This is a genomic window from Paenibacillus humicus NBRC 102415 (genome assembly GCF_004000905.1).
In the GTDB taxonomy this organism is placed as follows: domain Bacteria; phylum Bacillota; class Bacilli; order Paenibacillales; family Paenibacillaceae; genus Paenibacillus_O; species Paenibacillus_O humicus.
Genome location: NZ_BIMD01000030.1, coordinates 44492 through 71114 on the forward strand (window position 1 = coordinate 44492; position 26623 = coordinate 71114).

A 26623-nucleotide genomic window follows, 5' to 3' on the forward strand; every position below is an offset into this window, starting at 1 on the left:
TTAACATTTTCTTAGAAATTTCGACGAGTTCCCTTAATGGAATCCGGGAAATAAAAAAACACTTTCCCTAGCGGGCGGAGAATCCGGTCGGATCCAGCCGCTGCTCGAAAAAGTGCTCGATATTGATTTCCTTGCCTTATCTGTGCCCGATTATTCCGAAATCTGTGCCCGATTACTCCGGATTGCTCCAGGTTGCTCTGGATTACTCCAGCTTGAACCCGCGTCCCAGCACCTCCGCCGTATGGCTGATGATGACAAAGGCTTCGGGATCGACCGTCTGCACGAGCCGCTTCAGCTCGGAAACCTCGTTCTGGCTGACGACGACCATCAGCACCGTGCGCGCATCCCCCGTGTAGCCACCATGCGCGTCCAGGCGCGTCAGCCCGCGGTCGAGATCATGCAGCACGGCGTCCGCCAGCTCTTCCGCGCGGGAACTGATGATGAACGCGACCTTGGATAGGGCGAGTCCCGTCTGCACGATGTCGATCGTCTTCGTCGTCACGAACAAGCCGATCAGCGCGTACAGCGCATTCTCCGGCGAGAGGAACAATCCCGCTGCAGCGATGACAAGGCCGTCCAGGCAAGCGACGGATAAGCCGAGCGTCAGCCCCGAGTACCGGTGCAGGATTTGAGCCGCGAGATCCGTGCCGCCCGTGGAGCCGCGTCCTTTGAACACCAGTCCGAGTCCAAGTCCGACGCCGATTCCTCCATAGATCGATCCCAGCAGCGGATTGTTCGTCGGAGCGCCCCAGTGCGCCGTCAGCAGAACGAATAGAGGCATGATTGCCGAGCCGAACAAAGTCTGCAGGGCGAAGCGGCGGCCCAGCAGCAGCAGTCCCGCGAAAAACAGCGGTATATTGAGCGCCCACTGCGTATACGCGGGCGTGATGCCGTATAAATGCTGGATAATGACCGATATCCCGGATACGCCTCCGGAAGCGACCCCGTTGGGGAGCAGGAAGCAGTTGAAGCTGATGGCGATGATAAACGCTCCTGCGAGCAGCAGCAGCGTATTTGTGACGGGATGATTGATGAGCGGTTTCGTCATGCGGCGGGTCTTGCGGCTCTTGCCGCGTTCCGCGTTTGTCTGCTTTTCCCTCGATGACCCTTCGTTCCTGTTGCTCACGAGTTTTCCCCTCTCTAACTCCGCTGGCCGCGTGGAGAGTCCGGCTTCCCAGAAGCCGATTTCCCCTGCTCTGCCGCGGTAACGCAGAGCATGATTTCATTCCGCGCGAAAAAGAGTTCCACACTGTATCCAGTGTTGGAACTCTTCCGTGCTTCTATTCGCTGCGTGCCTCGCCTGCCCTCAGGCTTCCGGCTGCTGCCTGATCTGGTGGCGCAAATAGCCGTTGATGAAAGCATCGAGATCGCCGTCCATGACGGCGCCGACGTTGCCCGTCTCCACCGAGGTGCGATGGTCCTTGACCATGCTGTACGGATGGAAGACATAAGAGCGGATCTGGCTGCCCCAGGCGATATCCGACTGCTCCCCGCGAATCTCGGCCAAATGCTTCTGCTGCTCCTCGATCTTGCGCTCGTAGAGCTTGGAGCGGAGCATCTTCATCGCCTGCTCGCGGTTCTGGATCTGGGAGCGCTGCGTCTGGCAAGCCACGACGATCCCGCTCGGAAGGTGGGTGATCCGGATCGCGGATTCCGTCTTGTTGACGTGCTGGCCGCCGGCGCCGCTGGAGCGGTACGTGTCGACCTTGAGGTCCTCCGGACGGATCTCGATCTCGATATCATCCTCGATCTCCGGCATGACGTCGCAGGAGACGAAGGAGGTATGACGGCGGCCAGATGCGTCGAACGGGGAAATCCGCACGAGCCGGTGCACGCCTTTCTCCGCCTTCAGGTATCCGTACGCATTGTGGCCCTTGATGGAAATCGTGACGCTCTTGATGCCGGCTTCGTCGCCGGGCAAGTAATCCAGCAGCTCCACCTTGTAGCCGTGCTTCTCGGCCCAGCGCGTGTACATGCGGTACAGCATCTGGCCCCAGTCCTGGGACTCCGTGCCGCCGGCCCCCGGATGCAGCTCCAGAATCGCATCGAGCCTGTCATACGGCTGGTTGAGCAGCAGCTGCAGCTCGAAGTCGGCGATCTTGCCCATCAGGTCGGCCACGCCATCCGTCAGCTCGGCATCGAGAGATTCATCCTCTTCCTCGCCGGCCAGCTCCAGCAGCGTTTCCAGATCCTCCTGCTGGGAAGCGAGCCTGTCGTACAGCTCTACGACGGACTTGACCGCATTCATTTCGGCGATGACCTTCTGCGCCTTCTCGTTGTCGTCCCAGAAATCGGGAGCGGTCATCTTCTCTTCATAGTTGGCTATGATCTCTTGTTTGAGATCTAAGTCAAAGAGACCCCCTGAGAGCTTGGAGCCGCTTTGCCGCCTCGCGCAGGTCTTGCTTAACCGTTACGTCGATCATGACAATGCTTCACCTCAAATTTTCGTCTATTCATGACAGGAGCCGGGAGCGGGCGCGTACGGCGCGTCTCTCCCGGCCTCTCATGCTGTTGGGACTGCTGCCCGCCAGGCACAGTCATCCTGCCTTGCGGTTCACAGCCATCATGCGTTCCAGTCAGCCTGGACGCGCTGCCGACTCGGCTGTTTGCCGAGGCAGAGCCTGAACAGCTGCGGAGTTCCTTGCTTGCCGTGGCAGCGCCTGAGCAGTTGCGGAGTTCCTTACTTGCCGTGGCAGAGCTTGTATTTCTTGCCGCTGCCGCATGGGCAAGGATCGTTGCGGCCGATGCGCTCCTCGCGCTTGGCCGGACGCTGCTCGCGGCCTTCGCTGCTGCCGCCCATTTCCACGACCTGGCCCTTGACGACTTCCTGGCGCTCCAGGTTCTGCTCGACCTGGGCCTTCATGATGTATTTCGTAACTTCTTCCTGGATGGTGTCGATCATTTCCTTGAACATCTCGAAGCCTTCGAACTGGTACTCGCGAAGCGGGTCCGTGCCGCCGTAAGCGCGAAGATGGATGCCCTGGCGCAGCTGGTCCATGGCGTCGATATGATCCATCCACTTGCTGTCCACGGCGCGCAGCACGATGACCTTCTCGAATTCGCGCATCGTCTCGCTGCCCATGGCTTCCTCGCGCTCGTCGTAGAGCGCCGTCAGCTTGCCGAACAGGAATTCGGAAATCTCCTCCGGCTCCTTGCCCCACAGATCTTCCTTCGTGACGGCTCCCTCGTTGAGGAAGGTCGCTTCGGCATAATCCACGATGGCTTGAAGATCCCAGTTCTCCGGAACCTCTTCCTTCGGACAGTGGGCTTCGACGATGCGGTCGATGACCGGCTTGACCATATCCATGACGATATCGCGGATGTTATCCGAGAACAGCACCTCGCGGCGCTGCTTGTAGATGATTTCGCGCTGCTGGTTCATGACGTCGTCATACTGCAGGACGACTTTGCGTGTGTCGAAGTTGTTGCCCTCGACGCGCTTCTGGGCGGATTCGATCGCCTTCGTGATGAGGCGGCTTTCGATCGGCTGGTCTTCCTCGAAGCCGAGACGCTCCATCATGCCCATGATATTCTCCGAGCCGAAGCGGCGCATCAGATCGTCTTCGAGCGACAGATAGAAGCTCGAGGAGCCCGGATCGCCTTGACGTCCCGCGCGTCCGCGCAGCTGATTGTCGATGCGGCGGCTCTCATGGCGCTCCGTGCCGATGATATGAAGGCCGCCGATGTCATGCACCGTATCGCCGAGCAGGATGTCCGTGCCGCGGCCGGCCATGTTCGTCGCGATCGTGACGGAGCCTGCTTGTCCGGCGCGGGAGATGATCTCCGCTTCCTCGGCGTGGTACTTGGCGTTTAGGACCTTATGCGTGATGCCGCGCTTCTTGAGCATTTCCGACAGCTTCTCGGAGTTCTCGATCGATACCGTGCCGACGAGCACCGGCTGGTTCTTGCCGTGCCGCTCCACGATCTCCTCTACGACCGCCTTGAACTTGCCCATCTCGGTCTTGTAGACCACGTCCGGGCTGTCTTGACGGATCATCGTACGGTTCGTCGGTACCTGCAGCACCTCGAGGCCGTAGATCTTCTTGAACTCCTCCTCCTCCGTCTTGGCCGTACCGGTCATGCCGGCCAGCTTGCGGTACATCCGGAAGTAGTTCTGGAACGTGATCGTCGCGAGCGTCATGCTCTCGTTCTGGACCTTGAGGTTTTCCTTCGCCTCGATGGCCTGGTGGAGGCCGTCGCTGTAGCGGCGTCCGGACATGATCCGGCCCGTGAACTCGTCGACGATGAGCACTTCTTCCTCTTGCACGACATAGTCTACGTCGCGCTTCATAATCGCATGCGCCTTGAGCGCCTGCTGGATATGATGGTTGAGCGTAACGTTCGCATGGTCGAACAGGTTCTCGACGCCGAACGCCTTCTCCGCCTTCTCCACGCCGGCTTCCGTCAGCATGACGGAACGCAGCTTGATGTCGACGGTGTAGTCTTCTTCATGCTTCAGGCGGCTGACGAACTTGTCCGCCGAATGGTACAGCTCCGTCGACTTGGCCGCTTGTCCCGAAATGATGAGCGGCGTACGGGCCTCATCGATGAGAATGGAGTCCACTTCGTCGATGATGGCGAAGTAGAGCGGCTTCTGAACCATTTGTTCTTTATAAAGGACCATGTTGTCGCGGAGATAGTCGAAGCCGAATTCGTTGTTCGTTCCGTATGTGATGTCGCAGGCATAGGCTTCCTGCTTCTCCTCATGGGAAAGGGAATGCAGGTTGCAGCCGACCGTCATGCCGAGAAACTCGTACAGCGGACGCATGATCTCGCTGTCGCGGGAGGCCAGATAATCATTGACGGTGACGACATGCACGCCTTTGCCGAGAAGGGCGTTCAAATAAACAGGCAATGTTCCGACCAGCGTTTTGCCCTCGCCTGTTTTCATCTCCGCGATCTTGCCTTCATGCAGCGCCATGCCGCCGATCAGCTGCACATCGAAATGCCGCATGCCGAGAACGCGCTTGCCCGCTTCGCGGACCGTCGCGTAAGCTTCCGGCAGCAGGTCGTCGAGCTCCTCGCCGTTCTCGAGGCGGTCGCGGAATTCCTGAGTCTTGGCCCGCAGCTGCTCGTCCGTCAATGCCGCAAACTCCGGCTCGATTCCATTTATCGCTTCGACCGTTCGCAAGAGCCGTTTTACTTCCCGCTCATTCGCGTCGCCGAAAATCTTCTTCACCAGTCCGAGCATGGTTTTCCCCTTTCGTAAACCCACTTTGCCTTAATTTTAACAGTTAGCCGACCCTGTAGCAATGAGAGGCAAATCATTTCCAATAAGTAATAGGGCTTCTTCTTCAATCTAAGCGATAAAAAGCTTGTGTACTAAAACAACTGACATCGTTGCTGCGCAAAATAATCCGCAACCTATATACGCGCTTACCCGCCCTACAGTTGCCAGGCAACGGCTGGAATGGACGCAGAAAGCCCTCTCCGGCAAAGGAAAGGGCGTGGTTTGAATCGTTATTGGATGCTTCAACGGCCGGCTTCGAGCTGTCGGGTCAGCCCTGCTCGATCAGACCGTACTTGCCGTCATTGCGGCGGTAGACCACGTTCACTTCCTTGGTCTCGATGTTGGAGAAGACATAAAAGCTGTGTCCGACCATATCCATCTGGAGTATGGCTTCCTCCACATCCATCGGCTTCAGTTGGAATTTCTTCATTCGTACAACTTCAAGGTCGTCTTCAGAATCATGCAGCTGAACAGAGCTCACATCGTCCTCGCGGAACAGCGTCTTGATGCTTTCATTCTGCCGGAATTTGCGGTTGACCTTCGTTTTGTATTTCCGGATCTGGCGCTCCAGCTTGTCGACGACCGTATCCACCGAGGCGTACATGTCGGGGCTTTTCTCTTCGGCCCGGAGAATGACTCCCGTCATCGGAATCGTCACCTCGACGCCGTGGCGTCCCTTGTGGACAGCCATCGTCACATTGGAGTCTGTGTTGAGGGGGGCATCAAAATACTTTTCCAGTCGGTTCAACTTCTTCTCGACGTAATCGCGCATGGCGTCCGTCACCTGAATGTTTTGACCTCGAATGTTGTAGTTCATTGAGCACTCCTCCTTTTGCATGGTCCCATTATAACATGGGTTGCGCTTTCAAATCAAAAGACTTATTGGCCAATTGTGAATATTCTGAATACTATACTTTTTATTGTTTTTCCGCGATTCCGATTCAAGGAATCATGGTTATTGCGATTAAATACCGATGAAAAAAATCTCCATCAGCCTTTCGTCCCTCCCTCTTGAATTCGGCTATAGTGTCTTACTAACCGCTTTTATACGAAAAAAATCATGAATCGCCGAAAAACAAAACACAAAAAAAGAGGCCCTGCAATTGCAGAGCCCCGTACAGGCACTTGTCATTCTCGTCAATCATCTATGCATGGCCGATCGGCCGGATGATTACAGTTTGACTACGTTGGCAGCTTGTGGACCGCGAGCGCCTTCTACGATGTCGAACTCGACGGATTGGCCTTCTTCCAGGGTTTTGAAGCCCTCGGATTGGATTGCGGAGAAGTGAACAAATACGTCGCCGCCTTGCTCAGTCTCGATGAATCCGTAGCCTTTTTCTGCATTGAACCATTTCACTTTACCTTGCATTCAGAACATTCCCTTCATCTTCAAATGCTGTGAGACGCCTTGTATGCATGGCCCACATTTTGACTATAGCACCGGATTAAAACAGTTGTCAATATGGGATGGAAGCGGATTCATAGCCTGTACGGCCTTGAAGGAGCGCGATCTAGATTCGCTTCCGCTCGCATCCTAATGGATTTTCTTGCATCCTGTCAAAATTCGGCTGAATTTGTCGTTAAGTTGTCTGTTAAGGACGAAAACTTTTTCTCATTATCTACTCCCTATTAAGAAATTCGTGAACCCGCTTTTCAATTCGATCGAACATCATCTGTCCAACCCGCTGTTTCGAAAACCGCTTATGAAGATCCGCTCGAGCAAAACTTCCTTTCTCTGCGGCCTCTACCCGATTCAGGAAGACATGCCGCATGAGGGCCCGCAGATGTACGACGCTCGGCTCTGCCCAGCGGTGGCCGTGATAGAACGATGGCATATCCTCGCTGACTGGATGAAAATCCTCAACGTCGATCAGATAGCTGTTCTCATCCGTCATGAATTCCAGCTGTCCGCTCCACCGGGTCCCGATCGTAGGCAACCCTAGCGCCATGGCATCCCAATAAGGCCTCCCCCATCCTTCCCCCCTGGAAGGCATGACGTACGCGTCGCATGCGCGGTACAGGCCGAGAAGCTCTTCCTCTCCCAAGTAAGAATCGATAACCTGAATATGCGGAAATGCATTGAGGCCCATCTCCCGGACGAGCGACATGATCTCCATGCTCGGGTTGCTGTCAGGCTTAAGGGATAGGTTCACCTTGAGAACGAGCGACACATTCTCGTAAGCCCCGAACTCCTGAACATAAGCTCGGATCAGCACGTCCCATCCCTTCCGCTTGCTCCAGTCAAAATTCGAAACGAACACATAATTTTTGACTTCCTTTAGAGGAAACGGTCGAATTGAGGCCTCCTCGTATCTCCGCTCATCCAGCACTTCGGGGATGACGGCCAGCTTGGTCGGATCTACTCCGGAAGCAGCGAATGTATCCCGATTGAATGCGGAAGGAACCCAGATTTCCGTTAATCCGTTCAAGTGAGGAAGCCAGCCTTCTGGTATTCGATCGGTCTCAAACATCGTTCGGCCGATGGACACCGGAGCCAGGGGAGGGAGGAAATGAAATCCAGGACCTGCCTGATAATGCACGATTCCGTTTGAATTGCGATTTTTCTGCAAGGCATTCAAATAGGTTAACTTTTCTTCTTTAAGCAGATCGGGCCGAGGGTTCTGCTCTTTTGGCTGCAGTTGTATCTTCAATGGAAGGCTTCTGAGGCAATCCAAATAGTCGACCTGTTCATTGGCGTAACCCGAAGCATCATATACGGGCGATTGCCACAAGACTTCATAGGGTCTTTTACACGCTACTAATCCATAGGCCTGTTCGCTCTTCGCATCGAAGCCAAGCGTAACCGTCATCCCCGCCGATGCCAGAATGGATTGCATAAGCGTTTTAGGATAAGGGCGTACATGCTCGATCCTCTCCCAGAACATATTGGCGGATTTTTGCGCCTCCACGTCATAGCTGAGAATGATCATTTTGCCTGATGAGCTCAAGGATCCGGCGCAAAGGGAGAGCAGCTCGATCCACTCATGGGGCAGGATGCGTTCCGCCACCTTGCCGAGGTAGATCCCGTCCACCTTCAGTCCCTGCTCGTTTCTGAACTCGTTGAGCGACAGCCGTGTGACGGCAATGCCTCCAACCGTCCGTGTTTTCTTTCCCCGATTCGAGAAGGATTCCGATGCCGACAATAGGGGGGGATCAAGAACCAGAACATGGTCGCCTTCGTTGAAATAAGTTTTTAAGCATTCATTCTGAAAAGCTTCCGGCTGTCCCTCGTTTTCATCCGCTGCAGACACAGGCCGACTCTCAGGCATGTCGTCGCCATGATTGCAGTAATAGTTTCGAAGAGATTCCATCTCTCTCTCCGCTTCCTCTATCCATTCCCTGATGAGGACTTTGTCCGCCGCCCTGCCGGTTGTCTCCGTCATTGAGAGAGCTTCCCTGAAATAGTGGACGGCCTGATGCAGATCTTTCTTTGTAAAGTATGCACGCCCCAAATGCTTCAATGAGGCGAAACGGAGGAACGCAGGCTGCTCTCCCTCCTGAAAATGCTTGACAGCAAGCCTTAAGTTCTGAATGGACTCTTCGATCCGATCCAGCTTAAGCATGATAATTCCGGTCAAATAGTTCCGGACCGATACGGCCTTATGATAAGTGGCAAGGAAGGCCGAATCCAGAATGTACTGCAAATCTTCATCTGAGAGCAATTGAATTTCATCAAGCTGGATTTCATTGTTGATAAGAGCGAGAGCGAAGTCCTCTTGATCCGGACCTCCGGGATTTGTTTCATCCACACTTCCTCGATGGCTTGACTCAAGCAGCATTGTCTCTGCATAAGCAAGACTTTCCGCTGCGGTAGGATGATTTTCGTTGCACACCAGAGCGTTCCTGAAAGCTTCCGCCGCCTTGGAAAAACTGGCGGCTTCGGAATAGCAAACACCCAGCAGGTTCCAGATGTCAGACTGGAGCTCTGCAGTCTCGTTCTTCATGATCCCCGTTATCCATTGAAGTTGTTGTCTCGCCGATTGAATGCTCCCCATCCGGAACAAGACAACGGCAAGGTTGTAGCGAATATCCAATCTATGCGGATAATGATCCAGAATCGCTCTGAAAATCGTTTCCGCTTTCGGATCGTTTCCTTGCTTATAGAATTCGAATGCTACACTCGACTCTTCTTCAATGATGTCGGATTTCGCTCTTGTCCGTCCTTGCCCTTCTTCGATTACTCTTTCGATTTCGGCTTCGACCGTATCGGCGGTCGCATCCCAGGTGAAGGCTTGCCTAATGAAGCTGGATGCATTGGCTCCCAATTCCCGCAGCCGCTCCGGATCCTGATAGGCCGACCTCATTTTCTGGCGGAGGTCTTCGACATGAATCTCGATTACCCAAGGAAAATCAATGCTTGCGCTAACCCCAAGCTTCATTTGCAATTCCCTTTTTTCGAAGCTCGGAACCAAAATAGCCGTCTCTTCATCGCAGAAATCCATGCTGGCTCCGCGATCAGGAACGATGGGCGGAATGCCGCAAGCCATCGCCTCCGCAATCGGCAGTCCAAAACCTTCCCCCCGGTAAGGATGAACAAGGCAATCCGCCGATCGATACAATTCCGCCATCTGGCTTGGAGTCAAGTCATCCGTTATATAGACGATTTCAGGATAAAGATCATTAGTTTGTATTTTTTGAATAGCTTCCTCATTTGTTTGCCCTTGATAGGATGTTTTTTGGCCATTGTCCTTGATGACCAGCACAACATCATCCTCAGGGCTGAATTCTTGGATATAGGCCTGGAGCAGAGTATCGATTCCCTTACGGTAAATCGTTCCTCCTACAAACAGGAAAACGAATTTCTTCTTGGTCGGAAGAGGATATCGGGAGCCCGAAGGACAATAGAGCGAAGGATCCACTCCAAGTGGAATGACTTTGATTTTTTCAGCCGGAATGCCGCATTTCACATAACAATCTTTTGTATGGCTGGTGTACACCCAAATCTCATCCGTATGATACTTGAACGGAATATACCAATCCCTCGGTATGGCTCCGAATTCCCAAGGCTGCATGACTATCCATTTCTCGCTGTTCGGGCGCTTAAAGTCAGGGGGCCATTGATGTGCGATCGCAATGGAAGACTCGTCTCCTTGCCAAGTCCTCTCTTGAATCTTTTTATATTCAGGAACGATTTCGCTTTGATTGACTTTGTCCATATACGAGAAAGAAACGAGTTCTCGGCGCTCTGCGAGACGGCTTCCAATTTCTCTATTTACATGCGCAAGACTCGCTTGTTCAAACTGCGGCCCGATCCAAGTAACGCTGCTGACCGGCTTATTCTCTTTGGCATTCATCTGCAGGACTCCTTTATGACTATCCGTTGACTTTAATATCGACATCGACTGTTCCAATATCAATATAAAATCCAAAGAAAGACGTCAAAGCCGCTAACGGATTCCCTTCTATATACCGAGTAAACTACTAGAATACAACTTTTCTTCTCTGCAAATTGCTTCATCCTGCACGAACAGAAAACAACGGATGGTGATCCCAATGAAGCCGATGAACGCCCCCAGCGTCCCGGAACCCAACTCACAGCTCCTTGAGCTGGAGCAAAAAATCGAGAGCATTCGGAGTGAAAACAGGCAGCTTGCCGAAAAAATCTCTCAAGTCGAGCTGCAGCAGGAAGAGGCCTGCACTGCTGCTCAACAGCAACAAACCATCTTACAACAATACATCCACCATCTGGTCGAGCTTACCGAGGAGAGTCTCCAGCAAAAACAGGAGCTGCTCATTCTCGCCGACAAGCTTGACCAGTTGGGACGAAACAACTCTCCTGCACAAGCTCCTGCTGCGTCTCCATATGTGCAAGAAACGTACTCTCAATCCGGAGAAGACAGCATCATCCTCTATATTTTGCAGATGCTTAACATTTCAATCGGGGACGCAACCTATGTAGATCTGGGAGCGAATCATGCCAAATTCCTGAGCAATACTTATGCCTTGTACTCAAGGGGAGCAGCCGGCATACTGGTGGAAGCCAATCCATCCCTTATTCCAGAGCTCGAATCCGAGAGGACCCGAGATCTGATTTTGAACCGCTGCGTGGATGTACAATCAGGCCGGATCCAGGATTTTTACATCTTGAATTCGGACGGACTTTGTACGACCAGCTACGAGTCAGCTATGGAATTCTGTGAAAAAAATCCCTACCTGTCCATTGTTGATCATATTAAAGTTCCTACTATTTCTTACAATGATCTCGTCAATCAGTACCTTCATGCTCCGCCAGCTTTGCTGTCCATTGATCTCGAAGGCAAGGATATGGAGATTCTGCAATCCATCGATTTTGAGACCAAACGCCCCGTCATTATTGTCATTGAAATGATTGATTACGAAATCAGGCTTGCTCATCGAACGAAAAACGAAACCATTGTCCGCTTCATGGATCAGCAAGGATATGACGAGTATGCTTTCACCGGCATCAATTCCATCTTCGTCGACCGCGACCGCCTACGTTTGAGATAATCGGTGACGGCGACAGGAATTTCTGCCTGACACCCTTTCGTCTCTCCGGAGAATGGAAGGGTGTTTCCTTTCCGTTCGGAAGAGCAGTAACTGTAACTGTGGATAGGATCTATTGTAATAACGATTGAAATCCGATATACAACTAAGGCAAATCAAGAATATAGGAGAATGAATATGCTTCTTTCCTTGTGCATGATCGTCAAGAACGAACAGGATGTGCTGGAGCGCTGCCTGGAAAGCGTCAAGAGCGCCGTAGATGAAATCATCGTCATTGATACGGGGTCCACGGATCGCACAAAAGCGATCGCTTTGTCCTACCAGGCCCAAGTTCATGAGTTTACTTGGGGTAATGATTTTTCCGCGGCTCGCAATGAAGGCGTTAGAAGAGCAGCAGGCAAGTGGATTCTTGTCATGGATGCGGACGAATATTTTGCCGCCGGAGATGCAGAGAAGCTTAGACAGTTTCTGGAATCGGCCGAGCCTTCCTCCCATCATATTTTTTCTATTAATGTCATTAACTTCGTAGGCAAATCCATGGAACAGGCCGTCATCACTTCGGGAGAGATCCCCCGCCTGTTTCCGAACGGATTCGGAATCGAATATTACCGTCCCATCCATGAGCAGCTCCGCTCTCCATCGGGAGAGCTGCTGTCTTCATTAGCCCCCGTTTCCCTCTTCCATACCGGATACTTGGAGGAAATGGTAAACAGCAAATCCAAGCTGAACCGAAATGCCAGCATCTTCAAGGAACTAAAGGAAAAGCAAGGCTTCACCGCCTATGATTACTACACGCTTGGCAATGAATTTGCCGTAGGCAAGGATATTCAAAAAGCGGTTTATTATTATGAACGAGCCCTCAAGAAACAAAATAAAAATATAAACTCTTCCTGGTACCCCCATTGCGTCATCTCGCTTATCCACAGTTATTTGCTACAGCATCGGTTGCTTGATGCATGGAAGCTCACGGAGGATAAACTTAGTGCATGGAAGGATTACCCGGAATATGCATTCTATAAGGCAACCATTCTTCATCATCTCGGTTTTATGCAAGAAGCCGAGAAAACATATGTAGCGACCATTGAAACGGCCGCTTTAAAATCCAAGGAATCGCAGGTTTTTTGGCTCGAAAGCGCTGAATTCGCATCAACCATTCCTATGCGCAAATTAAGTTCTATCTATGAATGGCAAAAAAAATGGTCCGAGGCCGTTCATTATCTAACCAAGCTTCTCATGCAGGACTTATACGATTACAGCGCTCTGAGAGCCCTGCTCAAAATCATGACAAGATTCGATACCACTGAAGCGACCATAGAGCTCTTGGACAAGCTTTATGAGCCAGGCAACAGCAAACACCGCTACATATTGTTCCGGTCGGCTCTGGCCAATCATGCCGCAGAGCTGAGCAGGCATTATTATGAATCTATAGCAGGTGATCTGGCTTTGTCCCATGAAGACATGCTGGAATACTTCTTCCTCATTAAAGATAAATCCGGATATGCACAGACAGCAGCTCTCATTCCATCCGGCTTCATTCATGAGCGAATGGCAAGAATCCACGCCTTGGCTGATCATGCATGGGGGTTGTCACTAGCTCTTCCCTTGTCTCTTGATGATTCGGAGGAACAGAATCAAGCCGCCCATCGGATCGAGGCCATTCGTTCCTATCTTCGGGGAGAAACCGAACCAGAAGACGTGACGCTGGAAAACTTCGGTCCCCTGCTCGACTTGTTGAAGGACAGCTTCAATTTCCGCGAGTTCGCTATTTATGACCAGCTGATCAACCGCTATTCCCATGATTTCGTCATCCAGCAAATGGCCGACTACATGTTTGTCCAAGAGCAGACCGAGATCGCCTTGAACTACTACAGCCTTCTTCTGGAGCAGAATGCTTTGAATGGAAAAAATATGGAGAACCTCGCCATTCACCATCTTCATCAAAATTTAGTGGAAAACGGTCTGGCATTCCTTGAAGAAGCCATTCGAGAGCTGCCCGGGCAAATTTATCTTTATGTGCTTTATCTCAAGCATGCCAGCGAGCCGCTGAAAAAAGAAGAATACCGTCAGAAGCTGCTGGCTCAATTCCCAGGCGCTCGCAAGCTCCCTATCTTCACCGATCTATTGGCCCGATAAAAAAGGATTGCCTGCATGCAGCAGGCAATCCTTAATTTCTTTTATCGATGAAATAGCTTCCTTGCACACTTGTTTGTTCATAGGCGTTTTTCTGGAATCTGGACTGATTTATTTTCAGGAGGGCCATCGAAGCCTCTTCTTTCAGCTCGACCATTCTGGAGAGGATCTGCCCGTCAAAAGAGAGCAAGACTTGAATCCTGCTCCTGTCTTTTTCCGTCAATTCTCCGTCTTGGATTCCATTCAGGACTTCTTCCCTCAGATCCACGAGCTCTTCCAGCTGCTCATATTCGACCTTGTACAGCTGCTGAGCCAGCTGCTCCGTGTATTCCTGCAAATATTTAAGCCTGCTCTCGACACTCATGCCTGCTGCTGAAGAGGCATGTTGCCCGCCACTTTCTTCCATGACTCTCGCAATTCGTTCAAGTGCGCGACAACTTCTTCCGCTTGCTTCGGATTCTTGCCGATATTGGCTTGAATCAGTTGATGAAGCATGTATTCGTAGATGTTGACCAACTGGCTCGAAATCGGGTAATCGAAATTCAAAGATGCGATCAGCTCATGCAGAATCGCCTCTGCTTTGCAAAAGCAATTGTTGGCGAGTTCATAGTTGCGCTGCTCGACTCCCATGATTCCCTGCTTGGTAAAGCGAATGGCCCCATCATAGAGCATGAGGACAAGCTGAATCGGCGTAGCGGTCTGGGCTGATAATTGCTGATATTTCTGGTAGGGAGACTGTATCACACCAGGTCACTCCTTTTATTGGCTTCCAAAGGCTCCCGACTGGGAACTGTAGCGGTTGATCGCCGTTTCCATCGCGGTAAATTGTTTGTAATATCGGTTTTCCTTGTTCGTCAGCAATCGGTTCATATCGCTGATTCGGGTATCGAGAGTCCGAAGCTGTTCGCCCAGCATCGAATTGGCCATGAAGGTTCCATTTTTGTCCGTGCTGTATGACGAGGTTCCCGCCTTTTCCGTCAACTGCTGGAGAGATTTCATGACCGTGCTGCTCAACCGTTCGAAAATTCCCCATTTGGGATCGACGGATTTGGACAGCTTGTTGGGATCGGTATCCGGCAAAGGACTGGGATCCTTGCTGGTAAACAAAGCTATGACCTGCTCCGGATTTTTTTCGATTGCGGCTCTAAGCTGCTGCTCGTCTTGTATTTTGAGCTTGCCGTACTCCGACCATTGTCCGGTCACGATGCCGAGGGATTGAACCGTTTTAATGGCATTGTCGCCCGTTCCGGTCGTTACGGTAGATACAAGCGCGGTCCTCATGTCCGTAACCATGGAACTCAGGATGGAATCGTTTTTGAGCAAGCCGCTCTTGGCTTTGGATTCCCAGAGAGTGACTTCGCTCTCTTTCATGTCCGCCTTTTGCTCCTCTGTCAGAGGGGAATAAGTCCGGTACCGTTGTTCATTTAGCTTGGTATTGACCTGATCGAGCAGCGAGTTGTAGTCGCTTATGAATGACTTGATCGTATTGACGATGGAGTCGGTGTCCAGCTTCGAGGACACGGTGCTCGCACCGGCGCTTCCCGTCTCCGCCTTCAATTGAAGGTTGAACCCGTTTACGCTGACATAGTTGCTCGCTGATTTCATGGAGATGCCGTTAACCGTGTATGTTGCGTCCAAGCCATCCACAGGCGGTTGGGCGCTGCCCGCTTTCAATAAGCTTGGCGCATTGATAGACAGCTCGTTTTTGCCGGTCGCATTGCTCCGGATGGACAGCTCCCCTCCGGATCCGATCATGAGCGTCGCATTCAATTCTTTATTGGAATTGATTCGAGCCACGACATCGCTGACGAGCTCTTCCGGCTGAAAAGTGAACTTATACTCTTTCCCGCCGGATGTGATGCTGATTTCGTTGCTAGTGGAACCGGAAATATTCAATCCGCTCATTTTCGTATCCGCCTTGACGGAAGCCGCCCCTGTCTGCGCCAAAAGAGAAGCAGATGTAGCCAGGTTTTGAACCGTCACGCTTAAGGAGCCGGACGCTCCGCTGCTGGTGGACGTTACGGACACGGCAGCTGTATTGCCCGTCACCTCGGAGACTTTGGCGCTGAGAGAATTCAGCGTATTGTACTTGGAGAGCTTATTGTTTCGGAAATCCACCAGAGAGGTGCTGATATCCCGGTACTGCTCCTGCTGCCATGTAATAGACGTCTGGCTTTGCTTGAGCTTGTCGAGCTTGGCTCGCTCCGCCTTCATCATCTGCTTTACCATCGCATCGATATCGAGTCCGGAATTGAATCCGGATATGCGCATGCTGGTCATGATTGATTCCCCCTCTGACGGCTAGGTTTAGATTCGGTGGTCGACCAGCAGTCCGGCTACTTCCATCAGCTTGGCCGCGACATCCAATGTTTTTTCGGGAGGAACTTCCCGGATAATCTCATTCGTTTCTTTATTGATGACTTTGATCATGATGGCGTTCGTTTCCTTGTGGACAGAAAATTCCACGGTCGTGTGAGGACCCTCCATCGCTTTGATGGCCCGGTCCACCGCCTTGATCTTCTGCTCATCGGAGATGCTCGGGTGGGCGCCTCTAAGCTCTGCGAGCCTGAGCGCGTCTGTCGTATTGATGACTTGGGTCTTGCTGATTCCGGGTCTTGCAGCCTCTGCCGGCATGGCCGGAACCGATGGCAGCTGCTTGGTGTTCATGGACGAAAGATTGGATACGTTCATGGACATCGACGTTCCCTCCGATTGTTTGACTATAGTTTTTATCGGTTTAATCGCAAGAAGTTGTGAGAGTTTTCACTGGCTCAGGCCATCGAGTCTCGCTTGCGCCTTTTTATTGCCATGACGGGCGCTCTCGCGGTAGGCCTCCGCAGCTTTATCGGCTTGTCCCGACAATTCATAATATAAGCCCAGGTTGAACTGCGCCGCATCCGTACCTGTCCCCTTGACGCTGTCATAACGATCGCTGTCGCCTATGGCTATTGCCGTCAAGTAGGAATGTTCGATTTTGGGCAGCAGGTGCGCACGAGTGGAAGGCTCCGCCATAATGTAGTCCATATAAAAAATTCCGCATGCAAAGTAATAATCGGGAAATTGGCTCGTGTATTCATGGGACTGATTGACCAATTCCATTCCCCGGTCCAAGTCTCCAAGACCTATAAGGGCGTACAAATAATGCACCACTACATTTGGAGCATACGGTTCCCGGCCATGAAGCCGTCCCAGCGACTCCTCCAAATATCGGGATGCCTCAGCATAATTTTTAATGCCGTAATACTCCTTGCCCAATTGATAAGCATAATAGGATTTGCTTGTGCCCTCCGCTTCATATTCCATGAGCAGCAGGGGGATGTTTCTTGTCGATTTATCCGTCCCTTTGTATCCGTCATGGTTTACGAGAAGAGGAATGTTGCGGCGGGGCGCATCGGATTGGGCCTGCTCATGAATTCTGCCGGCATATCGAACGTCTCCGGGAAGCAGTCTGGACACCCAGCCGCCGGCTTGGCTGTTATCCCCTTCGCCATTCACAAAATCGCTGTCAATTCGGATGCGGCCTATCTGCCCGTTATTCTCCATGAATAATCTGATCTCTTCCCAATCTGCAGATATCACGTACTCATCCGCATCCAGAATCAAATTCCATTCGGCAGACGACCGGGCCAGCGCGTAGTTCCGGGCTTCCGCAAAATGGTCTCTCCAATGGAAATCGAAAACCTCCGCTCCGAAGACCTGCGCGATCTGCTTGGTTCGGTCCGTCGAGCCGGTATCTACGATAATGATCTCATCGACATGAGAGCGAATGCTTTCCAGACAGCGGCCCAGCGTTGCCTCCCCGTTCTTGACGATCATAACCAATGCCAACTGCTTTTTCATGCCATTCCATTCCTCGCTCTATAAAAATAAAAGGACCTTAGATGAAATCCAAGGTCCTCGGGTAATGCGGTCCATAAGAAAAGATTAACGGAGCAGGGACAGGACGCCTTGCGGAGCCGAGTTGGCTTGAGCCAGCATCGATTGCGAAGCTTGGAGGAGAATGTTGTTCTTCGTGAGAGCAACCATTTCCTTCGCCATGTCCGTATCGCGGATGCGGGACTCGGAAGCCGTCAGGTTTTCCGTCGTCGTGCCCAAGTTGTTGGACGTGTATTCCAGACGGTTTTGAACCGCACCCAGCTTGCCGCGTTCCGTTGCTACCGCGGAGATAGCATCGTTGATGCTCGCGAGCGTGGAACCGGAAGTCAGACCGCTGAAGCTGGTCGTCGTCACGGAGGAAATCGTGATCAGCGTGCCTTTGTCGTCCGTAACGATGCCGGCGCCGGCAGTGATGCTCTTGCCGTTGAACGTCGTGTTCGTCAGGATGTTGCTGATTTGGGAAGACAGAGCCGTCATTTCTTCGCCGATGTTGTCCGTGTCAGCGGATTGGTACGTGCCGTTGTCTTTTTGGATCTTCAGCTCTTTCATGCGCGTCAGCATGGCGGAAACTTCGTTCAGAGCGCCCTCAGCCGTTTGCACGAAGGAGATGCCGTCTTGCGTGTTGCGTTGAGCTTGCTCGAGGCCGCGGATCTGGCCGCGCATGTTCTCGGAAATGGAGAGGCCGGCAGCGTCGTCGGCAGCGCGGTTGATGCGCAGGCCGGAGGAGAGCTTCTCCATGTTTTTGCTGGCAGCCGTTTGGTTCAGGCCCATGTTGCGGTGCGTGTTGACCGCGGAAATATTGTGGTTGATAATCATGATTCATTTCCTCCCTGAGTATAAAGAATGTCCCACATCCTTGTGGTAAAGCAGTTATCAGGTCGGCCGCCCTTTAACTGCTCTAAAGAATATATCGGGGAGGAACATAGATTTGTTTATAGCTTTTTAGATAAATTTAAAGCTTGAATCTGATTTTTCAAGTCATCCATAGAAACGGATCGCTGAACGGATTCACGGTTGGAATCCTCGATCGCGACGTAGAGCTCTTTTCTAAGAATGGTGACGTCCTTGGGGGCGGAAATGCCGAGCCGGATCCCGTCGGCGGTCACTTCCAGGACGCTGAGCTCGATGTCATGGCCGATCAGAATGGACTCGCCCTTTTTGCGGCTGAGTACGAGCATCAGGCTTCTCCCTCCGTTCCAGCGGTTGTGACGGGAGCTTGCAGACCATGTCGAGTCGTATACCCCGTCCCCTCCAAAATGATCTGAACTCCCTTGCGGGCGGCTGCGTTCAAGATTACGGGAGCCACCAGGTTGATCGTGGCCTTTTCCAGCGAACCTTGAATACTCACAATATTCAGCACTCGAACATCCTCAATAACTGAGATTGCCAGCTCCTGCTCCGTCTGCTCGGGAAGATTGAACTCGTAATCCGGATAAAAGGAAAAGGGATCGACCGCGACGAAAGCAAGGCTGCCTTCCTCGATGGATTGCAAATAGTAGAACGGGCTGTCCTCCACATCGATCAATGTATAGCTTTTATAGTTTTCGAAACCTGGAATGCCATGAGGGAATGTATACACCTCGTGATCCCGGAACTCCAATTGCCCGAAACGGGTCGTTTCTATCAGCATTTCAATCACTCCCAATAGTCGGCTTGATCTGTGGAAAAGAAGAAGAGGAAAAGAAGTTCTAAAAGATCAAGATCAGAAAGCCAAGATCAGAAATTATAAATTAACAATCAGAAATTCAAGATCAGAAAGCAAGATCATCAGAAATCCAAGACCAGAAATCAAAAAATCAAAAATCAGAGATCAATAATCAAGGATCAATAACCAGGGATAAAAGATCAATAACAAGACAAGAAAATTAAAGATTAGAAGTTAATCATCAAGAAAAAGAAAGAGCAACAAAATCGTTATTCCGATTTTATCGCTCTTTTGCAATCGTTGGCAAAGGTTATTTGGGTCAGAGTGCCCGAAGTCCTTTTAACTCGTCCAGCCAAGCTTCAAGCCATCAGCTCCACTTGCGGGGGAGGAATGATGGTGACCGTCGGATATTGAGCCACCGTAACGTTCACCTTGGCAGGCTGGTAGTCCACTTCAGGCTTATGCGTCTGGACGTCGATGTTGACCTTCCAAGGCTGGATTTCGATATCCGGCGGCCTGACGTCGATCTGAATCCGGGTGTTGAAGATGGACGCCTCTCCGTACACCGGAAGAGGGCTTCTCTCCCGGAATGCTTCCGCAGCCGCCATATCCGGAATCGGGTTCTCCTTTGCGGATAAGTCCGATACCTGCCGCCACTTCTGAATCGTCCGAATCAAATGCTGCTGAGCATATTGGCCCGACTGGGAATAGATGCGCTGCGTGAACGCCTCCGGCTTGCCGCCGGTAATGGCGTTCCAGGTGTCCGTCTGATCGATGCTGAGCACAGGCCGATAGGATTGAGCTTCCATCGGAGGCCTGGACGTCTCGATCTGGACGTCTGCTCTCCGCTGCCGGATATCGACCTGCGCGCGCTGGCTCTGGATATCGAGCTTGATCGGCTGCTGCTGGATTTGGATCTGCGGCAGCCGCATCCTAGTTCAGGAAGTTGACGAGAGAAGGCATGATGATCTTGGCGCCGACCGATAGGGAAGCCTGATACACGTTCTGGCTGACGGTGGAATCCAGGAACAGCTTCTCGACGTCGGCATCCTCGGTTTTGGACTGGAGGGCCGTCAGGCTGATGTTCATATCCTTCAGCCGGTTGTCCATCAGCTCCGCCCGATTCGTCCGGGCGCCGTTCTCCGCGCGTGCCGAAATGATTTTGTTCATCCGGGTTTTGATGGTATCGAGCTCGCCGCCGATGGCGCCGTAGTTCGAGGTCGAAAGCGCGGCTGAAAGACGGTCGAAAACGGAAAAGACGTTGTCCGTCGTGCCGGCTGCGTCTGCGGCTCCAAATACGTCGGAGGCTTTCAGGTTCACGTTGAGCGTGATCGATTCGCTGATCGCATAGGTCACGTCTCCGCCGTCGGCGGCGATTCCCTTGGCGTCCGCTCCGGCCGGGAAAGGCTTTTGATCGAAGCACTGGCCGCCGAAGACGTATTTGCCGTTGAAGCTGCTGTTGGCGATATCCGTCATCTGGTTTTTGAGCTCGGCGATTTCCTTGTTGATGGCGTCGAGCGAGTCTTGCGTGTTCGTCCCTGTCGATGCCTGGGTGGCAAGACTGGTCACGCGCTGCAGAATCTGCGTCGCCTGATCGAGCTGGGTGTCGTTGAAGTCCAGCCAGGATTGGGCGGAGGCGACATTGCTCTGATACTGGGCATTGCCCGCCAGATCGCTGCGGTAGCGAAGCCCGTAGGTGATTCCGTTGGGATCGTCGGAAGCCTTGTTGATTTTGCGGCCGGTGGATATCTGGTCCTGCTGCGTAGACATTTTGCTCAGGTTCGTATTCAGGTTGCTCATCAGCTGGGCATGCATCATGCCCTGGGTCACTCTAAGCGCCATAACCGTTCATCTCCTTAACGTCAGCGGCCGACCTGTCCGGTGCCGTTGATCAGCTTCTCGAGCAGCTCGTCCATCGCGGTCATGAAGCGGGCGGCTGCGTTGTATGCATTTTGGAATTTGATCATGTCCGACATTTCCTCATCGGTGGAAACGCCGCTGACGGATTGCCTGCTGCTGTCCGCCTGATCGACCATCGCCGTTGAATTGCTGTACTTCCGCTGCGCTTCCTGGGATTGGACGCCGAGCAGGCCGACGATGGAATTGTAATAGCTGCCGACCGTCGCCGAGGATACGGAGCCTCCGGAAGAGGTCAAATCGATCGTGAACGCCTTGTCCTTGGCCTCGCCCATCAGCAGCGCCAGCGTATTGTTGCCTTTGACGACGGTGGTGACGCCAGCCGCGTCCGTGGAAGTGCGCATGGAGCTGGCGATCTTGTTCGGATCGGAATTGATGGCGGGATTCAGCCTGATGCTGGCTGCCGTAATGCCTGTCGCTCCGCCGGCCGTATCGAAGGTAAAGAAATCAAGCCCTGCCGTCGCAGGATCCTCCAGCGTATACCCCAGCTTGTGCAAGCCGTTGATTCCTTTGACGGTCATGATCGTATCGTCCGCCAGAGGGACGGTCGTTCCCGGCAGGACGGAGCCCTTCGGTACGGTGACCTGGAATTCCCCGTTGGCCAGCGTATTCGCCAAAACGTCCAGCTGCGTCTGCAGCCCTTTGACGTTGGCGTCGCGCGCCTTGAACGTGCCGAAAATCTCGCCGCCCTGGAGATCGCCCGCTTGATAGGAAGCCTCCAGCCCCGCTCCGGTAAGCACCGAGCTGACGGTTCCCGCAACGAGGTTGGCGCCGCCCATGGCGATGGAGTACCCGTCGGCCGTCTCGGTCACGTTGACGTTGACCAGCTTGGAGAGCTGGTCGGTGAGCAGATCCCGCTTGTCCCGCAGGTCGTTGGCTTGGTCGCCCATGCCTTCCATGCGCTTGATCTGGCCGTTCAAATCTGCGATCGAGGACAGGATGGAAGTCGCCTGCTGGGCCTTCGTATCCGCGCTGTTCGTCAGATCCCCGCTGAGATCGGTCAGCTGCTTGCTCAGCTGGTTGAACGAGTCGGTCAGCGCGATCGCATTTTGCTTGACGATCTGGCGATTCGTGATGTTGCCCGGATCCTTGCTGAGATCGGACCAGGAGGACCAGAACTTCTCGACCAGAGTACGCAGTCCCGTGTCGGACGGTTCGTTGACGATCTTCTCCAGCTTGTCCAGCGTCTCCGCCTGGATCTGCCAGCTGCCCTGGGCCTGGGTTTCGCCCCGGAATTGATCATCCAGGAAGCTCGTGCGCAGACGGGTGATCGTGGAAGCCTCGACACCGGTGCCGAGCTGTCCGGCAGCGGTCGAATGAAAGAATCCGAACGGCTCCATCGGCGTCGCCGCCGACATGTTCACGCGCTGGCGCGTATAACCTGCCGTATTGGCGTTGGATATGTTGTGGCCTACCGTGTTGAGAGCCGTCTGCTGCGTGAACAGGCTTCTCTTGGCCGTTTCGATTCCGTGAAAAGTGGAAGCCATTAGGGCTGTCCTCCTCTAGCCTTTTCTGTCGAACATGCCTGCCTTGGCGTAACCGCCCGGGCCTGCCTGCGGATGGATATAGGTATAGTCGTCGTGAGGCTGGTCGCTGGCAAGCTCAAGGGAAAACTCGATGAATTCAAGCGACTGCCGCAAAAGCTGCTGGTTATGCTCATTCTTCATTCTCAGCCGCTCCAGCTTGCCGCTCAGCTCCTGCTGGATCTCCGTCAGCTTCTGCTTGTCCTCCGGCTGGCTGACCGTCCGGATCAGGTCGGCGAGCTTGCCGCTGCGAAGCCGGAGCTGCAGCTTGGAAAAATGGATGTTCACCTGCGTCGTCCTGCGCTCCTCCAGCTCGCCGGCCGTTTTCACCAGCTTGCGTTCTTTCATCAGGAGCGCATTCAGGGCATCCAGATCCCCCTTTACGAGCGCGGGGGTCTTTTGGTCGGCGAGCTCGATCATCTGAGAATAAAGAGCATCCTGCTGCTCCAGCGTATCGATAATCGCTTCTATCGGCATGATGCTTCGCTCCTCAAGAATTCAAATGATCCCATAGCTTGTCGGCAATCTTGCGGGCGTCTACGCGGTAATTGCCGGAAGCCACTTCGTTCTTCAGCTCCTGGATGCGCTGCTTGCGCTCGGCGCTTTCCGGCTGGCGGCTGGCTAGCATTTCCTTGGCCTCCTCGGAAATTTCCACTTGGTCGGTCTTGCGGGGACGGGCGCTTTCCTGCACCCGGTTCTCGGCGCCTGTCTTCTGATAAGCGCTGACAGGAAGGATCCTGCCGGTTTCATTTATTTTCATTGCCATTCACCTCGTTATTGGGCTTTCTGATCGGCCTTGGCTTCTACACGTATTATCGGCCTGCCCAAAAGCTTTCTGAATAGAGCGGTCGGACTAATTGTCAAGTCCTATATTTATCGTATAAACAAGAATTTCATCCCGTACTCAAGTACGATCTTTGCCTATATTCTTGCTCTGATAGGCCCTTAAGGCCGATGTGCTGCGGAGCGCTTCCTCTTCGGCCGACTTCATTCGACGCACGTCGTTCTTGAGGCGGGCCCGGCAGGACTCGCACATATGGTCTTCGCGGATCAAAATTCCGCAGGATTCGCATGGATAACTCAAATTAGGAGAATCGATTAGCGAAATACGGCCTTCCTTGATGAACTTCGTGATCTGCCGGATGCTGACGCCGGTCATGTCGGACAGCTCGTTGATGGCCGTGCCCCGGTTCTTGCGGAGATAGTCGGAGCAGAGCTCGTATTCGCGATCGATTTCCCGAATGCACTGAGGGCAGACATCGCGGAAGTTTTTGGCGAACAGCCTGCCGCAGCGCGGGCAATTGTCGAGATTGTTCATCGGATGGGCCAAGCCCCTTTCATGATACCAGACTGTGTAGTTCTATTATCGGCGGAGAGAGCGTCACATTGGAGTCCAGGATGGCAGGAATGTATTGGGAATTGCATGAGGAACCCTTGTATAGAGAATGCAGAGGCCGAAAAGACCTGGGAACGTTCCGCAGGCAGACGCTGAAGACATGCCAAACAGCTCCGCCGCCTCTTGAGGGCGGGGAGCGATTGCACAAAAAAAGAAATAGGACGCTCTCAAGCCCGCGCCCAAGCAAGGGAACGGATATCGAGCGGCACAGGCGAAGCTGCATGCAGCGCGTTGGCGCAGCCGTCCAGCGTCCCTCCCGTCGTATAAATATCATCCACGATGAGAAGGCTCAGCGGCGCGACGGAAGAGGGCGAAGCGCCCGGGTACGAAGCTCGGTTTAGAGCGGCTGCCTGCAGAAGCGTCTCCGCTTCCGCTGAGGCAGAGAACAAGGACTCGGAAGCTTGCAGTCGCTCGCTCCGGGATTTGGAGCTCATCTTCCCACGTTCCTCCCGCCGCCGGAGCAGGTCTGCTACGGGCAAGCCGACATGCAGGCCGAGCCGATGCGCCAGCCGCTCCGCCTGATTGAACCCCCGCTCGCGCAGACGTTCCGGGCTGACCGGCACATACGCAATCAAATCAAATGCCGGGCGTGAGAGGCCTTGGCCCGCCCTCATGCCGAGGGCATCCGAGGCCAGCTGCTCATAAGCGGGCAGCAGCATGGCGCCGAGCAGGGGGAGCAGCGCCTCGTCTCCTTTGTATTTATATCTCGCGAGAAGCTCCTTCATGAAAGAATCATAGCGGACGGAGCTCCGGTTGCGGAGCAGCCCCCCGTTAGTCCGTCTCCGGCAATCCCCGCACTGTTCCGGGCGTCCGCACACCGGACAGGCCGTCTTTCGGATCCAGGGAATGCCTGCCTTGCATGGCCGGCATAGGGAATCCTGCCAGCCTCTCGGAAATGCATCCGGAGGCAGGGAGCTCGTCGCATAGATGCCCTGGGAATTGGGGACTCCCGGCCGGTATGGCTTGCCGCACATGATGCAGCGCGCCGGTGCCGGCGAGAGAAGGTCCAGAAGACGGCGCAGCAGCGGGGCTGAAAAGGACGGCTTCTCTCCTCCCGGCAGGAATGGACCTGTTCTCCCTGCGGTCCCGGCCGCGGGACGGTCGTGCTTGGCCATCATCATCGGCCCCCCCGCTCCGGCTGGCAGGCCGAGTCGGGCCCTCCGAGCGCTCCGCCGCCGGCCAGCCGGTTCATGGCATGGATTTGACGGATAGCGCCCGCCTGAGATCCCGTGTATTCCGGCGCCGCGAAGTATACCCTTCCTCCGGGGTCATCCGACGATCTGCCCGCTCTGCCTGCGATCTGCACCAGCGATGCTTCTCCGAAAATGCGGTCATTGGCGTCCAGGACGAAAACGTCGCTCTTAGGAACCGTCACTCCCCTCTCGAGAATAGTCGTGGTGACCAGCAGCCGGATGCCACGTTCGCGGAAGCGCAGCACCTTGTCGCCGCGTTCGGGATCTTGGGAATGGGTGCCCGCCACCTCCGTGCCGGGAAACCAGGCGGCCAGACGGGCAGCCAAGGGCTCCACCTGCCGGATTCGGCTGACGAATACGAAAATCTGGGCATCCCTCGCCAGAGAAATCCGGATCGCCTTCGCCAGGCTGCGGGGGAGGCTCCCCGCTTCGATCAGACGCGCTGCCGGCGGGCAGGCGAGACGCTGGGGAACCGGCAGCGCATGGCCATGGTAGCGGACCGGTACTTTGGCATGCGGCAGCCGGCCGCTTCGGGCGAGCCGCCGCAGATTCCTGCCGGGAGTCGCCGTCAGCAGGATGACCGGCGCCCCGCGGCGGCAGACGGCGGCGGCGGCGCGGGCCAGCAGCGGATCGCCCGCATAAGGAAAGGCATCGATCTCGTCCACGACAACCAGATCGAAAGCTTCCCGGAAGCGGAGCAGCTGATGCGTCGTCGCCAGCGTAATGCAGCCGCTCTCCCATCGCTGGCAGCTTCCTCCATAGAGAGCGACGACCTGATGATTCGGGAAGGCGCTTCGGACGCGGGGCTCCAGCTCCAGGACGACATCCCGGCGCGGCGCCGCCACCAGCACCCGGCCTCCTCTGGAGAGCACCGACTCCAGCAGCGGAAACACCATCTCCGTCTTGCCTGCTCCGGTCACCGCCCAGATCAGGAATGCGGGAAGAGGAGAAGCCGGCCTGAACAGGCGGGAACGGAAAGCTCCGCCCAAATCGAACAATAGAGCTTGAACCTTTGCCACCACGGAACTCCCTCGGCCTCGCTCGGCATATGCCTGTTCCGCCGCTGCCGAATCGTCCGAGCGAGTGTCCAGAGGGACAGCATTCATGACGGATGGCCGGGACAAAGCCGCTGCAGGCACTGCGGAATGGTCCGAGCCGGGCTGAGCCGGCCGCTCGATGAACTGCAGCGCGGCTGCGGCTGCGGCGCTCTGCGCGGGGCTCAGCCGCCAGCGCCGCAGCCTGTCCGCC

Annotated in this window: 24 protein-coding genes; 2 read left to right on the plus strand and 22 right to left on the minus strand. The window is 54.0% G+C overall.

From position 1 onward, the window contains the following. Positions 1-202: 202 nt before the first annotated feature. From PHU01S_RS17110 to PHU01S_RS17135, 6 genes are all read right to left on the minus strand, one after another. On the minus strand, positions 203-1048 hold the full coding sequence (locus PHU01S_RS17110) for a YitT family protein (protein ID WP_048745198.1): 846 nt from the start codon (positions 1046-1048) through the stop codon (positions 203-205). 258 nt (positions 1049-1306) lie between these two features. Next, a protein-coding gene (prfB, locus tag PHU01S_RS17115; protein WP_198156173.1) for a peptide chain release factor 2 occupies positions 1307-2423 on the minus strand; the annotation gives its coding sequence in 2 pieces (ribosomal slippage) (positions 1307-2350 and positions 2352-2423; 1116 coding nt in all). A gap of 257 nt (positions 2424-2680) precedes the next feature. Further along, positions 2681-5191 carry a preprotein translocase subunit SecA gene (secA, locus tag PHU01S_RS17120; protein WP_048745178.1) on the minus strand — a complete coding sequence of 837 codons (2511 nt, stop codon included), beginning with the start codon at positions 5189-5191 and terminating at the stop codon, positions 2681-2683. A 307-nt stretch (positions 5192-5498) separates the two neighbouring features. Next, positions 5499-6047: a ribosome hibernation-promoting factor, HPF/YfiA family gene (hpf, locus tag PHU01S_RS17125; RefSeq protein WP_127508743.1), complete on the minus strand. Its 549-nt coding sequence runs from the start codon at positions 6045-6047 to the stop codon at positions 5499-5501. Between the two features lie 354 nt (positions 6048-6401). Then, a complete protein-coding gene (locus tag PHU01S_RS17130; protein ID WP_028599014.1) occupies positions 6402-6599 on the minus strand; it encodes a cold-shock protein in 198 nt (65 codons plus the stop codon). Between the two features lie 250 nt (positions 6600-6849). Beyond that, positions 6850-10524 carry a glycosyltransferase gene (locus PHU01S_RS17135; RefSeq protein ID WP_049868350.1) on the minus strand — a complete coding sequence of 1225 codons (3675 nt, stop codon included), beginning with the start codon at positions 10522-10524 and terminating at the stop codon, positions 6850-6852. A 199-nt stretch (positions 10525-10723) separates the two neighbouring features. Between PHU01S_RS17135 and PHU01S_RS17140 the strand changes: the two genes are divergently transcribed. Beyond that, positions 10724-11698, plus strand: coding sequence for an FkbM family methyltransferase (locus tag PHU01S_RS17140; RefSeq protein ID WP_049868351.1), 975 nt, complete (start codon positions 10724-10726; stop codon positions 11696-11698). A 192-nt stretch (positions 11699-11890) separates the two neighbouring features. Continuing rightward, positions 11891-13828, plus strand: a complete 1938-nt coding sequence (locus PHU01S_RS17145) for a tetratricopeptide repeat-containing glycosyltransferase family 2 protein (RefSeq protein WP_218032468.1) — start codon at positions 11891-11893, stop codon at positions 13826-13828. A gap of 31 nt (positions 13829-13859) precedes the next feature. Here PHU01S_RS17145 and PHU01S_RS17150 read toward each other — a convergent pair whose 3' ends face one another. The 16 genes from PHU01S_RS17150 to PHU01S_RS17225 form a co-directional block, all read right to left on the minus strand. Next, positions 13860-14231, minus strand: a complete 372-nt coding sequence (locus PHU01S_RS17150) for a hypothetical protein (protein WP_127508745.1) — start codon at positions 14229-14231, stop codon at positions 13860-13862. Continuing rightward, positions 14186-14569 carry a flagellar export chaperone FliS gene (gene fliS, locus PHU01S_RS17155; protein ID WP_049868354.1) on the minus strand — a complete coding sequence of 128 codons (384 nt, stop codon included), beginning with the start codon at positions 14567-14569 and terminating at the stop codon, positions 14186-14188. The genes PHU01S_RS17150 and fliS overlap by 46 nt, the downstream gene beginning before the upstream one ends. Positions 14570-14584: 15 nt before the next feature. Then, positions 14585-16105, minus strand: coding sequence for a flagellar filament capping protein FliD (gene fliD / locus PHU01S_RS17160; protein ID WP_049868355.1), 1521 nt, complete (start codon positions 16103-16105; stop codon positions 14585-14587). A gap of 27 nt (positions 16106-16132) precedes the next feature. Beyond that, the gene (locus PHU01S_RS17165; protein WP_232316950.1) at positions 16133-16522 is read right to left on the minus strand and encodes a flagellar protein FlaG; all 390 of its coding nucleotides are present in this window, start codon (positions 16520-16522) and stop codon (positions 16133-16135) included. A 66-nt stretch (positions 16523-16588) separates the two neighbouring features. After that, positions 16589-17665, minus strand: coding sequence for a glycosyltransferase family 2 protein (locus tag PHU01S_RS17170; protein ID WP_049868356.1), 1077 nt, complete (start codon positions 17663-17665; stop codon positions 16589-16591). Positions 17666-17749: 84 nt separating this feature from the next. Next, positions 17750-18517 (minus strand): flagellin N-terminal helical domain-containing protein, encoded by a 768-nt coding sequence (locus tag PHU01S_RS17175; RefSeq protein ID WP_127508748.1) that lies wholly within the window; start codon positions 18515-18517, stop codon positions 17750-17752. A gap of 116 nt (positions 18518-18633) precedes the next feature. Further along, the gene (csrA, locus tag PHU01S_RS17180; protein WP_049868359.1) at positions 18634-18879 is read right to left on the minus strand and encodes a carbon storage regulator CsrA; all 246 of its coding nucleotides are present in this window, start codon (positions 18877-18879) and stop codon (positions 18634-18636) included. Next, a complete protein-coding gene (fliW, locus tag PHU01S_RS17185; RefSeq protein WP_049868360.1) occupies positions 18879-19331 on the minus strand; it encodes a flagellar assembly protein FliW in 453 nt (150 codons plus the stop codon). The genes csrA and fliW overlap by 1 nt, the downstream gene beginning before the upstream one ends. Positions 19332-19705: 374 nt before the next feature. Beyond that, entirely contained in the window at positions 19706-20278 is a 573-nt protein-coding gene (locus PHU01S_RS17190; RefSeq protein ID WP_021881534.1) for a DUF6470 family protein, read from the minus strand. A gap of 1 nt (position 20279) precedes the next feature. Further along, complete coding sequence (flgL, locus tag PHU01S_RS17195; RefSeq protein WP_049868361.1) at positions 20280-21188, minus strand: flagellar hook-associated protein FlgL; 909 nt, start codon at positions 21186-21188, stop codon at positions 20280-20282. A gap of 20 nt (positions 21189-21208) precedes the next feature. Beyond that, positions 21209-22750 (minus strand): flagellar hook-associated protein FlgK, encoded by a 1542-nt coding sequence (gene flgK / locus PHU01S_RS17200; RefSeq protein ID WP_127508754.1) that lies wholly within the window; start codon positions 22748-22750, stop codon positions 21209-21211. A 15-nt stretch (positions 22751-22765) separates the two neighbouring features. Beyond that, positions 22766-23263, minus strand: coding sequence for a flagellar protein FlgN (locus PHU01S_RS17205; protein WP_049868363.1), 498 nt, complete (start codon positions 23261-23263; stop codon positions 22766-22768). A 13-nt stretch (positions 23264-23276) separates the two neighbouring features. Further along, complete coding sequence (gene flgM / locus PHU01S_RS17210; protein WP_021881530.1) at positions 23277-23546, minus strand: flagellar biosynthesis anti-sigma factor FlgM; 270 nt, start codon at positions 23544-23546, stop codon at positions 23277-23279. A gap of 144 nt (positions 23547-23690) precedes the next feature. Further along, complete coding sequence (locus PHU01S_RS17215) at positions 23691-24104, minus strand: TIGR03826 family flagellar region protein (RefSeq protein ID WP_048745994.1); 414 nt, start codon at positions 24102-24104, stop codon at positions 23691-23693. Between the two features lie 245 nt (positions 24105-24349). After that, entirely contained in the window at positions 24350-25303 is a 954-nt protein-coding gene (locus tag PHU01S_RS17220) for a ComFC family protein (protein WP_127508757.1), read from the minus strand. Beyond that, positions 25300-26623: helicase-related protein (locus tag PHU01S_RS17225; protein WP_127508760.1), on the minus strand; the 1324-nt coding region annotated here is incomplete at its 5' end. The genes PHU01S_RS17220 and PHU01S_RS17225, both read right to left, overlap by 4 nt.